Raw genomic sequence first — 16154 nt, forward strand, 5'->3', positions numbered from 1 at the left:
CAGCGTTGTCATTACATTTTTCATAAAAATTCGTATAACTTTCATAATTATTTCTAATTTGTTGAATTAAAAAGCTTTATTAACAGAAAAGAAATTTGAAACAGACCTAGCAATTACTTGGTATGTCTTGTTCTCATTGTTTATTTGAATTAAAAGAGCCATTTCAAGTGCATATTACTATAACTATGAACGAGTCTAGCTCATATTAGCTTAGCTGAAATAATACTTTAGTTAAACAATTTATTTAAATAGGAATATTTATTGCTATTCTCTGCGGTTATTAAGTAACAAGCCGTCGTCGATAGAGTAAAAATTCTCAGCCGCATTTTTTAGTACATCAGCAGTCAATTGTTCTGCCCCATACACATCACAAGGAGTTTGATAGTTGTGTGCTAGATGCCCTAATAACAATGCAAAGTCACCATCGCCAGACAGCAACACCATTTTGTCTACTTTGCGTGCATTTTCAAGCATATCAATAGTAATACCCACATCCCAATCGCCTTTTGCACTGCCATCGCGTCGCTGAATAAACGGCTTAAGTTTTACTTCAAAGCCTATTGCTCGCAAAATATTTTGAAATTGTGATTGCTTTTCATCGCCACGATAAATTGCATAGGCAATAGCACCATCAATTGTATACAGCTCCTGCATTTTTGCCCAAAAGGCGTTGTAATCGAAGTTTTTTCCATAACTTTCTTTACAGGTGTAGTAAATATTCTGTACGTCGACAAAAATAGCAACTCTCGGCTTTTCAATTGTTTGCATAATACACCTTGTATAATTTATATCTTGCTACTGTAGCACGACTTACTTGTAATTCACTCAAAAGTAACCTAAATTGGTTACATGAACAACAGTAACCAAATTTGGTTACATATGAACAAGTAACTAGTTTTAGTTACAGTAAAAGGATGCGCTATGATTGCGGTGATCACTGGGGATTTAATTAAATCACAAAGAATCCCACAACAAGAATACGATGCAATGCTATACCAACTCGATCAAAGCTTACGTTTTATCACTCAACACTTTGAAAGTAGTTTTAGCATTTATCGTGGTGATGCTTTGCAATTACAGCTACAAACACCAGAATCTGTCTGTCATGTAGCGATACTCTTATATTTACAAATGAAAGCCGCTAACTATGAATTACGTCAAAGTATGGCCATTGGCACAGTCGATAATCCTCGCGCCGATATAAAAACAGCCACAGGGAGTGCGTATACGTTATCCGGTCAGGGCTTAGATAATATGACTCATCAGCTGTTAACAATGAAAGTGGAAAATAATCATCTCGATGAAGGATTTTTACTCAATATTGCCTTAATAGAGGTATTGCTAGAGAAGATGAGCCAAAAACAAGCGAATGCTTTATTTAATTACCTTACAGCAAGCAATAATAGCCACGCAGAACTAGCAAAAGAGCTCAATACAAGCAGAGAAAATGTGACCAAATTACTAAACCTTGCTCAGTACCAATTAGTCGAACGTTTTATCAAGTACAGCCATACAACACTCAAAGGATTGATAGCATGAGCTTTACCTTATTACTTGTCGCCCTATTTTTAGCACACTTAGTTGCTGACTTTTATCTACAGCCAATGAGCTGGGTTAATGACCGAAACAGCCGACACTTTCGCGCAACAAAGTTGTATTTGCATGTTTTAACACACGGCATTGTTTCGTTTATCATTTTAGCTCTTTGGGAGTTGAATTATGGTTGGAGTGAGCTTGCACGTGTTGTCTGCGCAACACTGCTAATTATGCTTAGTCACTTCCTCATTGATTTAGCAAAATCCTATTCCAATAAAGGGGTCGTTCCATTTCTACTTGATCAGCTTGCACATAGTATTGTGCTGGTGATGCTAGCTGTATGGTTAACCGATTATGATGAATTTTATGCGCTTATTTGGCAAAAACTAATTGCTATAGATACTCTTTTTGTTATCTGTGCTTATATACTCGTATTAAATCCAAGTTCAGTATTTATTCGCATGATGCTTGAAAAAATCACACAAGGCTTTGCTACATCTGGCAGCATTCCTGCAGCTGGCCACAGTATAGGGCTTTTAGAGCGAGGACTGATGCTAAGCTTTATACTTATGGGTGAATATGCAGGAGTAGGATTCCTACTCGCTGCAAAATCAATCTTTCGCTTTGGAGATTTAAAAGCGAGCGAAGAAAAACAACTCACAGAGTATGTCATGCTTGGCACTTTATTAAGCGTTTCTGTGACATTACTCATTGGTATGAGTACTGTTTATTTAGTTAAACTCTTTTGAGTGTTAACTTAACACCGTGTCTATTTGAACATTTGTCGCCATACCTTCACAAAGATCCGTGGTTATGGTGGCGAATGCACCATTGATCAATGCAAGGTTTGGTGCAACATGACCAATATCAGCATCGGTCAAAACAGGGAATAAGTTGCCTTGAAATGCTAACTCAATCGCCTGATATTCATCAAAGTAACAGTCATTGTTAATTGCTGGGCTACGCCCAAATATAACGGCATTGACATCAGTAAACACATCATTAAGTTTTAAAGATAATAAACACCGTGCTAACGCCATCGGACTCAGTTCTGCATTTTCTAAATAAAGAATTAATCCCTCCGGTGCATACTGTTTTTTAAATTCATGCAACGCATAGTAATTTGAAGGCAGTAATAAGCCTAGTGTGTCAATACAGCCGCCAATCAAACGACCTGATACCTCTATTTGTCGCTTATCTTTATAGTTAATACAACGCCATTGGCTTTCGGCTGTGTAGTTGAATTTTGCATCAGGTTTAGTTGCGTAATCAATCTGATCTTGCTGATAAAACGGCGCAGCAAGTTGCTTAAAGGATACTTTTTCTTCAAGGCCCATGGCGGTAAATAAAGCCGCTAGGTGTGGATCTTTATCATCGGGGTGAATCTGCATTAAATTCGCAGCATGCAGTGTAGCCCAGCCACATCGGGTAGTGAGTGCGCAAGCAAAGGTACTGATATCGGAAAAACCAACTAACCATTTAGGTTTTGCATTACTGATAGCACTAAAATCTAACAAAGGTAAGATCTCCATGGTGAGATCCCCTCCCCAAGGCGGCATAATCGCGGCAATCGAGTCATCTGTTAAAAACTGCATCAATTCGGCCGCACGTTCCTTTGCACTATTGTGTTGTTGACGTAAACAGTCTCCTTCAACAACATTAAACCCCTTCGCACTTAGCCCTTCGAGTACAACATCTAATCTTTTATGATATGCCTTATCGACACCAGAAGAAAAAGCACATATGGCGATGCTATCGCCTAAAGATAGCGCTTTAGGATATTGAATTTTCACCACTATTACCTCTTCTTTTGAATAACCAAGCAGCCAACGTACCGAATAACATACCAGAAGTAAACAGGCATAAAAAAAACCGCAGTATGAAACTGCGGTTTTTATCAATGCTTGGTTAAGCTACTAAATATACTCAACTTCAATGATTTCGTACTCTACTTCACCATTTGGCGTTTTAATGGTAACGGCATCATCGACCTCTTTACCAATTAAACCACGCGCGATTGGCGAATTTACAGAGATCAGATTGTTTTTGATATCTGCTTCATCATCACCCACAATTTGGTATTTAACCTCAGCGTCAGTGTCAACATTAACGATAGTGACCGTTGTGCCAAAAATAACTTTGCCAGTTTTTGGCATCTTAGTTACGTCGATGATTTGTACGTTTGAAAGCTTTGCTTCAATTTCTTGAATACGACCTTCGCAAAAACCTTGTTGCTCACGAGCAGCATGGTATTCAGCGTTTTCTTTCAAATCACCGTGCTCACGTGCTTCAGCGATATCAGCAACGATTTTTGGACGGGTAACTGTTTTTAATTCGTTAAGTTCTTCGCGCAGTAATGCTGCACCACGAACCGTCATCGGAATTGATTGCATATTATTCTCACTTAATCCCAAGGGCGATTGCCTCGCCCTTGGCACATTTCCTTAGTTCATTCGCTGGTGTAGTTCCTGAACTGACGTCACCTTGCTACGGTCGTCTGCTTGGTTTGCAGTACAGTTAGCAAATGCCGCGTTCAGTGTCGTTGTGTAGTTAGTTTTGTGCTGTAACGCACCACGACGTAACACCTTCGAATCTTCAATCGCTTGGCGACCTTCAGTAGTGTTTACAATGTAGCTGTATTCACCATTTTTAATTCTATCAAGAATATGAGGACGACCTTCGTATACTTTGTTCACGCGACGAACTGCAATGCCCGCTTCTTCTAGCGCTTTTGCAGTGCCACCCGTTGCATCTAGCTCAAAACCTAAAGCTGTCATGGTTTTAGCTAATTCAACAATACGTGGTTTGTCACTGTTGCGTACCGATAGTAACGCGCGACCACCGCGTGGTAAAGTGTTGCTTGCACCTAATTGTGCTTTAGCGAATGCTTCGGCGAAAGTTTCACCAACCCCCATTACCTCACCCGTTGAGCGCATTTCTGGGCCACGGATTGGGTCAACACCTTGGAACTTAGCAAATGGCAGTACCACTTCTTTTACGCTGTAGTAAGGAGGGATTACTTCTTTTGTAATACCTTGGCTTGCTAGCGACTGACCCGCCATACAACGCGCAGCAACTTTTGCAAGTGCAATACCTGTCGCTTTAGAAACAAACGGGACTGTACGTGCAGCACGTGGGTTTACTTCGATTAAGTAAACTTTACCGTCTTTCACAGCAAACTGTGTATTCATCAGACCTACTACGCCAAGCTCTAGTGCCATATCAGTCACTTGCTTACGCATTACGTCTTGTACTTCAGCAGTTAGTGAGTGAGCTGGTAATGAACACGCTGAGTCACCTGAGTGAACACCTGCTTGCTCAATGTGCTCCATGATACCACCGATGATTACTTGCTCACCGTCACAGATAGCGTCAACGTCAACTTCAATTGCGTTATCTAAGAAGTGGTCAAGTAGTACTGGCGCTTCATTTGACGCTGATACTGCTTCGGTCATATAACGACGTAAATCGTCTTCATCATAAACCACTTCCATCGCACGACCACCTAGTACGTACGAAGGACGTACAACCAGTGGGAAGCCAATTTCAGCTGACTTAACAATCGCTTCTTCTAAAGAAGTAACCGTTGCATTCTCTGGTTGAAGAAGGTTCAAACGCTCAACAAGCTGTTGGAAACGCTCACGGTCTTCTGCACGGTCGATTGCATCTGGTGAAGTACCAATAACTGGCACACCATTCGCTTCAAGCTCACGAGCAAGTTTCAGTGGTGTTTGACCACCGTACTGAACGATAACACCTTTTGGCTTTTCAACGCGTACGATTTCTAATACATCTTCTAGCGTGATTGGCTCGAAGAATAGACGGTCAGAAGTATCGTAGTCAGTCGAAACAGTTTCAGGGTTACAGTTAACCATAATTGTTTCATAGCCGTCTTCACGTAAAGCGAGTGCTGCGTGAACACAACAGTAATCGAATTCGATACCTTGACCGATACGGTTAGGACCACCACCGATTACCATGATTTTATCTTTGTCAGATGGATTCGCTTCACACTCTTCATCATAAGATGAGTACATGTAAGCTGTGTCTGAGCTAAACTCTGCAGCACAGGTATCAACGCGCTTATATACAGGCACGATATCTAACTGGTGACGCTTCTTACGAATTTCTGCTTCAGAAACACCGGCAATTTCAGCGATACGCGCATCAGCAAACCCTTTACGCTTAAGCTTACGTAAGAACTCAGCATTTAAACCAGCCATACCTACTTCACTGATTGTTGCTTCGTCTTTTAAGATGTCTTCGATTTGCACTAGGTACCAAGGGTCAATCTTAGTTAGTTCGAAAACGTCTTCAACGCTCATACCGTGACGCATTGCATCAGCAACGTACCAAATACGCTCAGCACCTGGCTCGCGTAATTCACGGATGATTTTTTCTTTTGCTTTCGGATCATCAAGGGCAACAATTGGGTTAAAGCCCGTTGCGCCTACTTCAAGACCACGTAATGCTTTATGCAGAGACTCTTGTTGGTTACGACCAATCGCCATAACCTCACCCACAGACTTCATCTGTGTTGTTAGACGGTCGTTTGAACCTGCGAATTTTTCGAAGTTAAAACGTGGGATCTTAGTAACAACGTAGTCAATTGACGGCTCGAAAGACGCTGGTGTTTTACCGCCAGTGATGTCGTTTTGTAGCTCGTCAAGCGTGTAACCTACAGCTAGTTTCGCTGCGATTTTCGCAATTGGGAAACCCGTTGCTTTTGATGCGAGTGCAGATGAACGCGATACACGAGGGTTCATCTCGATGATAACCATACGGCCATCAACTGGATTCACACCAAACTGTACGTTTGAACCACCTGTTTCAACACCGATTTCACGAAGTACCGCCATCGATGCATTACGCATGATTTGGTATTCTTTATCAGTTAGTGTTTGCGCTGGAGCAACCGTGATTGAGTCACCAGTATGAACACCCATAGGGTCAAAGTTTTCGATAGAACATACGATGATACAGTTGTCGTTTTTGTCACGAACAACTTCCATTTCGTACTCTTTCCAACCGATTAATGATTCGTCGATTAAAAGTTCATTTGTTGGTGATAAATCTAAACCACGCTCACAAATTTCATCAAATTCTTCTTGGTTGTATGCAACACCACCACCGGTACCACCCATAGTGAATGATGGACGAATGATACATGGGAAGCCGATGCGGCTAAGAACATCGTGTGCTTCTTCCATTGAGTGAGCGATTTCTGCACGCGGACACTCAAGGCCAATGTTCTTCATTGCTACGTCAAAACGCTCACGGTTTTCAGCTTTATCGATTGCATCAGCAGTTGCACCGATTAACTCAACACCGTGTTTTGCCAGTACGCCGTGCTTATCTAAATCAAGCGCACAGTTTAATGCTGTTTGACCACCCATAGTAGGCAGTACTGCATCAGGCTTTTCTTTTTCAATGATTTTCTCTACCACTTCCCAGTGAATTGGCTCGATGTACGTCGCATCCGCCATTTCAGGGTCAGTCATGATAGTTGCAGGGTTCGAGTTTACAAGAATTACTCGAAAGCCTTCTTCTCGTAGTGCTTTACACGCTTGTGCACCAGAGTAGTCAAATTCACAAGCTTGACCGATTACGATCGGGCCTGCGCCTAAGATAAGAATGCTTTTTATGTCGGTACGTTTTGGCATTGTTACTCCGGTTAAATTAGTTAGAACGTGCTTGCATCAAATCGATGAAGTGGTCAAATAATGGCGCCGCATCATGTGGACCTGGGCTTGCTTCAGGGTGACCTTGGAAGCTAAATGCAGGCTTATCTGTGCGGTGAATACCTTGTAGCGTGCCATCGAATAATGAAACGTGAGTTGCACGTAAGTTCGCTGGTAATGTTGCTTCATCAGCTGCGAAACCGTGGTTTTGAGCAGTGATCATTACAACATTTCGGTCAAGGTCTTTAACTGGGTGGTTACCACCGTGGTGACCAAACTTCATTTTCACCGTTTGTGCACCTGAAGCAAGTGCAAGTAATTGGTGACCTAAACAAATACCAAAGATTGGCGTGTCTGTTTCTAGGAAAGTTTTGATTGCTTCAATCGCGTAAGTACACGGCTCAGGGTCACCAGGGCCATTTGATAAGAAGATACCGTCTGGGTTTAATGCCAGTACGTCTTCTGCAGATGTTTGTGCAGGAACAACGGTTAATTTACAACCGCGGTCAACTAACATACGTAAGATATTACGTTTAACACCGAAGTCATAAGCAACAACGTGGAACTTCTCGTCTGCTGCTTCTAGCGTTTTAAAGCCTGAACCTAACGTCCAGCTTGATTCGCGCCACTCAAAATTTTCCTTGGTTGAGACAACTTTTGCTAAATCCATGCCTTTTAAGCCTGGGAAGGCTTGCGCAGCTTCAAGCGCTTTTTTCTCATCTAACTCGTCGCCTGCAATGATACAACCATTTTGAGCGCCTTTATCACGTAAAATACGTGTTAATTTACGAGTGTCGATGTCAGCAATACCTAAGATATTGCGTTCTTTTAAGTAATCACTTAACGATTGCTCGTTACGGAAATTACTTGCTAGCAGTGGCAAATCACGGATCACTAGGCCTTTAGCCCAGATTTGACCCGCTTCTTCGTCTTCGCTGTTAGTACCCGTATTACCGATATGTGGGTACGTCAAAGTTACGATTTGTTCCGCGTATGAAGGGTCAGTCAAAATTTCTTGATAACCAGTCATAGACGTATTGAATACTACTTCACCGACTGACATGCCGTCAGCGCCGATTGCAGTACCGCGAAACACTGTGCCGTCTTCTAGGACTAACAGAGCGGATTTAGTCAAGTTAACCTCCTAACAGTAAAAAACGGGAGTAAAGTCATTTGCTCTACTGCCCGTTTAAAGCGATTGGAAACACGCATTTATGAATTTTTGGCAAATTGGCGCTATTCTACAGTAAATTAGCTTTTAGATCTAACCTTAATTAATAAAACAGTAAAAATAAGCGTTATTAACTAAAAATTCACTGAAACTGCCAAAAAAGAAACTAAACTACTTCAAGTCAAGCACATCTTGCATGTCATAAAGTCCAGCTGGTTTATTTTTCAACCAGCCCGCAGCTCTTACTGCACCTAACGCGAAGGTCATTCTTGAACTTGCTTTATGAGTTAATTCTAGCCTTTCGCCAGAAGTTGCGAAGTATGCGGTGTGTTCACCTACTATATCTCCGCCCCTCATGACCGAATAACCGATTTCATTTTGCGATTTTGCGTGTTCGTCTTTGCTTCTATCAAAACGCGCGACCTCATCATGCTGCCAACCTTTTGCCTCGGCAATAGCTTCACCAATTGCCAATGCAGTTCCTGATGGCGCATCGATTTTGTGACGATGATGAGCTTCAAATATTTCGATATCCATGTCATCGCCAAACTTCACAGCCGCAGTCTGCACTAAGTTAAGCAGTAAATTCACACCTACGCTATAGTTGCGGGCAAAAACAATCGGAATGTGTTTCGCCGCTTCATTAAGCGCATCAATGTCATCTTGGTTAAGGCCCGTAGTACCAATTACCATGGCGATATTTTTTTCGACCGCTGTTTTTAAATGGTTGCGCATTCCTGCCGGTAAAGTGAAATCAATCAATACATCAGCATCTTTTACGTCAGTTTCTTTACTAAATGTTACATCTGATGATGCAGCGCTGTTTAATTGATTAACCGCTATCTCTAAAAGTGGCGAGTTATCACGCACGTACGCGCCGGTTAATGTTGCATCATCTTTTTTTGAGACAGCTTCTAAAAGTGCAAGTCCCATGCGGCCGTTTGCGCCAAATACACCTATGCGGTTCATGTAGTTACCTTATCTATTCTTCTTAGCTGGCTGGATTTTATCGAAAACTCATGTAATAGTCAGGTTAGCTTATAAAAAATACAGAGCTAATTTTAGATTTTATTGAATAACAACAATAATAACAGATAGTCTTTGCATTTAGCCATCTATACATTTAAACTTCTTCCTTTGCGCCGATTTGGTCTTTGGCTTGCGGGCGCTGTTGCAGCAGTATTGCCTTTTGGTAATGCGGGCAACTAAATACAGCTAAAAGAAGTCTTTGGCTGTGTTATTGGTTATCTAACGAGGAATATGATGCAGCCATCATTTAATAAAACAAAAGCAAAACTTTCTTTGCTGCCGCTTTTGGTGTTTGTCGGCTTATTTTTAGGCGCTGGCTTATACTTACAATCTCAAGGTGTCGATTACGCCTTCTATCAATTGCCTGCGCCTGTGGCAATTTTACCTGCCATCATGCTGGCGTTTATCTTAAATAGAAATACCATCAACCACAGCGTTGAAACCTTTATAAAAGGTGCTGGCCATAGCAACATCATCACTATGTGTTTGATTTATCTACTTGCCGGTGCATTTTCTGCGGTTGCCGGTGCAACCGGTGGTGTTGATGCCGTTGTTAATGCAGGCTTATCACTTATTCCACCGGCTTTATTACTCCCTGGGTTATTTTTAATTGCTGCGGTTGTATCGACTGCGATGGGTACTTCAATGGGTACTATTGGAGCCATTGGCCCGATTGCTTATGCAGTTGCGCAAAAAACGGGGATTGATCCATCACTGATGGCAGGCACGATTGTATCGGGTGCCATGTTTGGTGATAACTTATCAATCATCTCTGACACAACCATTGCTGCAACCCGCACGCAAGGCTGTGAGATGAAAGATAAATTCCGTGAGAACTTAAAAATCGCCTTACCCGCAGCGGCATTAACTATTGGTTTGTTATTCTTCTTAACCCCTGCTGCAGAAGCGGTAGAGACGCAAGACTTCGATATTTTATTAGTGTTACCTTATGCCTTTATCTTAGTGCTCGCGGTAATGGGCTTTAATGTCTTTGTGGTGCTGTTTAGCGGTATTATTTTCGCTGCACTCATGGGCTTTACTGGCAGCTATGAAGGTGCAAGCTTTGTTAAAGATATCTATAAAGGCTTTACTGACATGCAGGAAATTTTCTTGCTGTCGATGTTTATCGGTGGTCTTTCTGAGTTTATCCGCATTAATGGTGGCCTTGATTACATTGCTAACAAAATTCAAGCAATCACTAAAATCATTGCAAAATGGCACCGTAAAGTTGCGGATCAATTAGGGATTGCAGCACTGGTTATGACCAGTAACTTATGTATCGCTAATAATACCGTGTCTATTATAGTTGCAGGCCCGATTGCTAAAAAATTAGCGGATGATGGTGAAATTACAGGAAAGCGTTCAGCAAGCTTACTTGATATTTTTGCTTGTGTTACGCAAGGCTCATTACCGTATGGCGCACAAGCGCTTTTACTCGGCGCGACTTTCAAAATTAGCCCGTGGGAAGTTTCTACCTCTTCTTACTACTGCTTTATTCTTGCTTTCACTGCGATAGCAGTAATTTGCTTACGCCGAAATAAAGCATAAGTTAAATAATTTTTCTCTCGATACGCCCAAATATGGGCGTATCTGCTATAATCTTCTTGTATATACCCAAACCACCTCAAAGTGTGAGTTTCAGTTGGAATTAAAAGCGATTTAGGCAAGGCATTGATTGCAAGTAATAGTGGTTCTATTGTTAAAATCAATAACGCAGTATAAATCGCTTTTAAACCAACCCTTTGGGCGCTTCACAGGCACTCACTCTCATCGTTGTTACTTCTTAAAAGGGACTGCCATTCTTGCAAAGTAACGCCTTGATATTGGGCACCTGTGAAACGCTGAATTCTGCACCTTGAGGTGGCTTGGGTATATAACCCTTTACACCATCAATATTGAGATATGAACTTGAAAAAGATCCTTTCTGTTGCTGCGCTTTGTGCAGTGAGTACTTCGAGCTATGCCGCTAATTGGAGCTCTACACAATTACACATTAATAACGGCGATCAAAAAAACCCGTTCACACTAGCCGAATCAAATACCACTGTGGTATCGCTACAGCATGCATCAGGCTATGACTATGGCGATAACTTCTTTTTTATCGACTACAGTGATGATGGCTTACAAGACGGCTATCAAGATAAAGATTTTTATGGTGAGTGGTATTCAACCTTCAGTTTATCAAAAATCTCAGGTAGTGATTTCTCATATGGCGCAATCAGTGATATGGGTTTAACGGCAGGTTTTAACGCTGCTGGCGACTCGAAAGTTCTTAAGTATTTACCCGGTGTAAAACTTAGCTGGCAAGCACCTGGGTTTAGTTTTTTATCGACTTTATTCACAGCGTATATTGATGACAGCGAAGGTGTAGCACGTGGTGGTGCTCCGACTGAAACAAACAGCTGGATGATTGATGTTGCTTGGGGCTACCCATTCACTATCGGCTCACAAAAATTCAACGTAACGGGCCATGTTGAATACATTGCAGAGCGTGAAAATGAATTTGGCGAAGACGTTAAAGCGTGGATATTAGCACAGCCAATCATCACGTGGGATTTAGGTCATGCAATGAGCATGAAAGAAAACACCCTACTGCTGGGCCTTGAGTGGCAATACTGGCACAACAAGCTAGGTACAAATACAACTGAATCAGTCCCGCAGCTTCACGTTGAGTGGACGTTTTAATTAACTAGCAATTATAGAATAACAAAAGCCTGCTGTTATCATTCACAGCAGGCTTTTTTAATTATTTCGATTAAAGTTTACACTGAGGAGTTTTGCCTTTTGCTCTAGCCGTTTGTTGGGCTTTTAACGCATCTGGCATATGTTTTTGCAACTCTTTAATACGGTTACCAGGAGATGGGTGAGTCGACATAAACTCTGGTGTACCACTGCCACCTGCTGCACTCATGTTTTGCCATAATGATACCGACTGCTCAGGATTAAAGCCCGCTTCTGCCATTAAATCTAAGCCAACAATATCCGCCTCTGATTCATGTGAGCGACTAAATGGTAGTACCACACCGTATTGCGCTCCTAACCCTAAGGCTTGCATGATTTCACCTCGATACTGCACATTACCCATATCAAGTGCTGCGCCACCGACTTGCAGGCCCGTTTGTAAAAGAGAGTTTTGCGATACACGTTCATTTGAGTGCTCAGCGATAACGTGCGCGACTTCGTGGCCAAGTACCGTCGCTAATTGATCTTGATTAGTTGCGACTTTTAATAAACCGGTATGCACACCTATGTAACCCCCTGGTAATGCAAATGCATTTGCAGAGTCCTCTTCAAATACAACCACCTCCCATGACTGGTCAGCATATTCTTGAGGTAGTACCGCAATTACATCATTGGCAATACATTTCACATAGTTATTTACACGAGGATCGGAGTTAATCGGCTGTGTTTTTTTCATTTCTGCAAAGCTTGCTTGACCCATTTGGCTCATTTGCTGGTCTGAATAAAGTGCAATTTGCGTACGTCCCGTTGGAGATGTTTTACAGCCTGCTAAAATAGTCGTAGCGAGCACTGCCATAACTAACTTTTTCATACTAATCCTTCAAAATACTAAGAGTGGTGATAGTTAAATATACCAAAACCTTGCTTAATTTTATATGAAAATGAATAACTACCTAGGCAATTGTTATTTTTTAGTTAATTCTTTTACTTAGCAGGCAAACTAAGTTCACCCCTGCGTGCGACGCTGCTACAATAGTGACCTATTAAATGATTAATGAGTATGCAATGCCTTCCCCTGACTCGATAAATAAACGCATTTTATTACCTTTACTCGCAAGTATTGTTGCTATTACACCACTGGCGATTGATTTGTATTTACCTGCAATGCTTGTAATTGCTAACGATTTACAAACCACGATGCCAAACGTGCAGATATCTCTGAGTATCTATTTGGCAGGCTATGCTTTAGGTATGTTATTTTTTGGGCCTATTGCAGATGAGTTAGGCAGGCGGCTACTTGCAAAAGTGGGGTTAGTGCTATTTGGAATAACATCATTGGCCTTAGCTTTTTGTGATGATATTGAGTTATTTTGGACGCTCAGAGCCATACAAGCATTTACAGGTGCAGCTGCAACAGTGGTTGTTCCTGGTATTATTCGCCATATCTACCGTGAGCATACAGCCAAAGGTATGTCGTATGTTTCAATGATCATGATGGTTGCACCACTCATCGCACCAACCTTGGGTTCTTTGATCATGGGAATTTCAACATGGCAAGTGATATTTATTGCTTTAGCATCATACAGCTTTGCGATTTTAGCCTTAGTACAAATATACTTAATAGATATCCCTATTTTTAAAAGTCAACAACGTGGTTTTGCACTATTTTTTAATAGTTATAAAACCGTGTTTTCACGTAAAAGTGCATTAGCAGATATTGCCAGCTCAATGTTTGCTTCGTTTGCGTTCTTCTGCTTTTTAACATCAGTGCCTTATGTCTACCTCGACTTTTTTAAAGTTGATGAGCAGCTATTCGGTGTGTTGTTTGCGTTTAATGTTTTGGCATTAATGTTTGGTAACTTTATGAATACTCGTTTGGTACCACGCTTAGGTTCTAGAAAGCTGTTATTTATCGGCCTTGGTATTGGTTTTGTTTCTGGTGGGGCATTGCTGTTATTCAGTGTGATGCATTTATCACTTTACTTTATCGTTGCGGCAATAGCGCCACTAATGATGAGTTTAGGTATTGTAGCAAGTAATGCAGACTCGTTAATATTGATGCAATTTGAGGAAAAGTCAGGTACAGCAACGGCGGTGATTGGTACACTTCGGTTTGGCAGTGGTGCTTTAGTCGGCCCTATCCTTGCGTTTGTTCATCCACAAAGCGCTATTCCATTTTCTGCGATGATGTTCAGTGCACTGATACTTATCTTACTCGTACAGCTGTGGCACAGAAAACGATACCAATCGACTTAAATATTTAATCATCCTAGCAGCTAAACGGTTGGTAACTTAACAAAAAAATGCCTGTGATTAACAGGCATTTTTTATATATTTTTAAAGCTTATTCAGCTTCTTTCGATACCATTACCATCGCAGGGCGAAGTAAACGACCGTTTAGTGTGTAACCTTTTTGCATCACAGCTAATACCGTATTAGGTGCTACATCATTACTTGGCTGAATTGACATTGCTTGGTGGAACTCTGGGTTAAACTGCTCGCCCTGTGGGTTTACAATTTCAACACCAAACTTAGCAACTGCGTCATTAAAGCTCTTAACTGTCATCTCAATGCCTTCAAGTACAGGCTTAAGCTCTTCATTTTCTTTATCAGAAAATTCAATTGCACGCTCTAAGTTATCAATCACTGGAAGTAACTCATTAGCGAACTTCTCTAGTGCAAATTTATGCGCTTTTTCTACATCTTGAGCAGCGCGACGACGCATGTTCTCAACGTCTGCGGCAGCACGTACAACACTGTCTTTTTGATCATTAATAGTCTGTTTTGCAGCTTCAAGTTCACTATGCAGTAATGCAATTTCTGCTTCAGGGCTCATTTCTTCGCCTTCCATTTGCTCTGCTGCTTCTACAGCTGCATCAACGTCCGCTTGCATCTGTTCAAATTCTTCGTTTAATTCAACTTCTTGCTCTGGTGATTTTGTCTGCTCTGACATAGCTTAAATGCTCCAATTCTTTACAACTGCGGTAATTATGGGGATAGAATCAAAAGATTCAAGAGGCACGTGACCCGATTGACTTAAATTCTTGGATGATTGCTTCAATTTGTGCTGATTTTGGACAAATAACACAAAATCTACTTTGATATTGTTGGTTGTAAAAGTACGGCACACTCAATACCATTAACTCATCACAATCAGTGAAAGGTAATTGCTCGGTATTTAATACCGATAAGCCATTTCTAAACGCCAGCTTATCTTCAACATAGTTCAAAAACGAGACCCCGATATTTAAGCTCGTTTGGCAATCAACTTGACGATATAAATAATTTTCCCCAACCACTATGCTGTTATCAGAACCGAGCTTCTGACTCAACTCTCGTGTCCACTGCGTTAAAGAATCATGGCAATTGTGGGGAGCGGTATTAGCCATCGCTTGCATACGATACAAACCTTCCATAAGTGTTTGTTGACTAAACACCGTATTCAACCAAGTAGCAAACTGATAACGAACCGTATCGCTGGCATCTTGTGGTTTAGAAATGCATATATTGTTACTTTGTCCTGCACGGTCTATTAGTAGAATAAGCCAATTAGAGCCGTCAAAATCTAACACTTCAACTCGAAACACTAACTGCGAACTTACCTGAGGTAAGCCAACACAACAACATACCTTGTAACGCTGACTTAAACCATGTGCAAGCTCAACTAATTGAGCTTGTTCAGGCTGCCAATAAGCTGCCACTTCTGACAATGCAAAAAACTCCGACAACCAGTAATCGAAGCCCGCATTCGTTGGCACCCGCCCTGCCGATGTGTGAGGAGAATAAAGTAACCCTTCTTTTTCAAGTCTCGACATTGCATTTCGTATCGTCGCAGAACACACTGCCATGCCTTTTTGTTTTGCAATGCGCGTAGATGCTACCGGTTGGCCTTCACCATTACAGTAGAGGCTCATCACAGCTGAAAAAATTTGTTGGTCTCGAGGGTTTAATTTCATAAATTCATACATCTTATCTCTTGCAAGTTAATATCTGGGCATAGCATGTTTATTTCAAGGTATTTTCAAAGCTTTAATTTTTAATGTACTCTATCTGCA

The 16154-nt window shown here is 41.4% G+C and carries 14 protein-coding genes; 5 read left to right on the forward strand and 9 right to left on the reverse strand.

Annotated elements, in window-relative coordinates:
• Positions 1 to 264: 264 nt before the first annotated feature.
• Positions 265 to 768 carry an NYN domain-containing protein gene (locus NYF15_RS08580; RefSeq protein WP_371353333.1) on the reverse strand — a complete coding sequence of 168 codons (504 nt, stop codon included), beginning with the start codon at positions 766 to 768 and terminating at the stop codon, positions 265 to 267.
• Between the two features lie 153 nt (positions 769 to 921).
• On the opposite strand from NYF15_RS08580, the gene NYF15_RS08585 reads away from it, so the two are divergent.
• A complete protein-coding gene (locus tag NYF15_RS08585) occupies positions 922 to 1539 on the forward strand; it encodes a hypothetical protein (protein ID WP_371353334.1) in 618 nt (205 codons plus the stop codon).
• Complete coding sequence (locus tag NYF15_RS08590; RefSeq protein WP_371353335.1) at positions 1536 to 2285, forward strand: DUF3307 domain-containing protein; 750 nt, start codon at positions 1536 to 1538, stop codon at positions 2283 to 2285. Before NYF15_RS08585 ends, NYF15_RS08590 begins: the two co-directional genes overlap by 4 nt.
• Positions 2286 to 2288: 3 nt before the next feature.
• Here the strand turns inward: NYF15_RS08590 and NYF15_RS08595 are convergent, their stop codons facing one another.
• The 5 genes from NYF15_RS08595 to dapB form a co-directional block, all read right to left on the reverse strand.
• Positions 2289 to 3332 (reverse strand): S66 peptidase family protein, encoded by a 1044-nt coding sequence (locus NYF15_RS08595; RefSeq protein WP_371353336.1) that lies wholly within the window; start codon positions 3330 to 3332, stop codon positions 2289 to 2291.
• A 120-nt stretch (positions 3333 to 3452) separates the two neighbouring features.
• The gene (gene greA / locus NYF15_RS08600) at positions 3453 to 3929 is read right to left on the reverse strand and encodes a transcription elongation factor GreA (protein WP_062570756.1); all 477 of its coding nucleotides are present in this window, start codon (positions 3927 to 3929) and stop codon (positions 3453 to 3455) included.
• Between the two features lie 51 nt (positions 3930 to 3980).
• The gene (carB, locus tag NYF15_RS08605; protein ID WP_371353337.1) at positions 3981 to 7199 is read right to left on the reverse strand and encodes a carbamoyl-phosphate synthase large subunit; all 3219 of its coding nucleotides are present in this window, start codon (positions 7197 to 7199) and stop codon (positions 3981 to 3983) included.
• A 16-nt stretch (positions 7200 to 7215) separates the two neighbouring features.
• Positions 7216 to 8352 carry a glutamine-hydrolyzing carbamoyl-phosphate synthase small subunit gene (gene carA, locus NYF15_RS08610; protein WP_130151430.1) on the reverse strand — a complete coding sequence of 379 codons (1137 nt, stop codon included), beginning with the start codon at positions 8350 to 8352 and terminating at the stop codon, positions 7216 to 7218.
• A 207-nt stretch (positions 8353 to 8559) separates the two neighbouring features.
• Positions 8560 to 9357, reverse strand: a complete 798-nt coding sequence (dapB, locus tag NYF15_RS08615) for a 4-hydroxy-tetrahydrodipicolinate reductase (RefSeq protein ID WP_371353338.1) — start codon at positions 9355 to 9357, stop codon at positions 8560 to 8562.
• 294 nt (positions 9358 to 9651) lie between these two features.
• Between dapB and NYF15_RS08620 the strand changes: the two genes are divergently transcribed.
• Together NYF15_RS08620 and NYF15_RS08625 are read left to right on the forward strand one after the other, a co-directional pair.
• Entirely contained in the window at positions 9652 to 10965 is a 1314-nt protein-coding gene (locus NYF15_RS08620) for a Na+/H+ antiporter NhaC family protein (RefSeq protein ID WP_130151455.1), read from the forward strand.
• Positions 10966 to 11319: 354 nt separating this feature from the next.
• Entirely contained in the window at positions 11320 to 12102 is a 783-nt protein-coding gene (locus tag NYF15_RS08625) for a nucleoside-binding protein (RefSeq protein WP_130151428.1), read from the forward strand.
• A 70-nt stretch (positions 12103 to 12172) separates the two neighbouring features.
• Here the strand turns inward: NYF15_RS08625 and NYF15_RS08630 are convergent, their stop codons facing one another.
• The gene (locus NYF15_RS08630; RefSeq protein WP_371353339.1) at positions 12173 to 12970 is read right to left on the reverse strand and encodes a M48 family metallopeptidase; all 798 of its coding nucleotides are present in this window, start codon (positions 12968 to 12970) and stop codon (positions 12173 to 12175) included.
• Positions 12971 to 13146: 176 nt separating this feature from the next.
• Here NYF15_RS08630 and NYF15_RS08635 point away from each other — a divergent pair, with 176 nt between their 5' ends.
• Positions 13147 to 14355 carry a Bcr/CflA family efflux MFS transporter gene (locus tag NYF15_RS08635; RefSeq protein ID WP_341804157.1) on the forward strand — a complete coding sequence of 403 codons (1209 nt, stop codon included), beginning with the start codon at positions 13147 to 13149 and terminating at the stop codon, positions 14353 to 14355.
• Positions 14356 to 14443: 88 nt separating this feature from the next.
• Here the strand turns inward: NYF15_RS08635 and grpE are convergent, their stop codons facing one another.
• Both grpE and NYF15_RS08645 read right to left on the reverse strand, forming a co-directional pair.
• A complete protein-coding gene (gene grpE, locus NYF15_RS08640; RefSeq protein ID WP_062570750.1) occupies positions 14444 to 15052 on the reverse strand; it encodes a nucleotide exchange factor GrpE in 609 nt (202 codons plus the stop codon).
• 58 nt (positions 15053 to 15110) lie between these two features.
• Complete coding sequence (locus NYF15_RS08645; RefSeq protein ID WP_130151427.1) at positions 15111 to 16055, reverse strand: HrcA family transcriptional regulator; 945 nt, start codon at positions 16053 to 16055, stop codon at positions 15111 to 15113.
• Positions 16056 to 16154 lie beyond the last annotated feature (99 nt).

It is taken from the genome of Pseudoalteromonas sp. 68 DY56-GL68, assembly GCF_041414825.1.
In the GTDB taxonomy this organism is placed as follows: Bacteria; Pseudomonadota; Gammaproteobacteria; order Enterobacterales; family Alteromonadaceae; genus Pseudoalteromonas.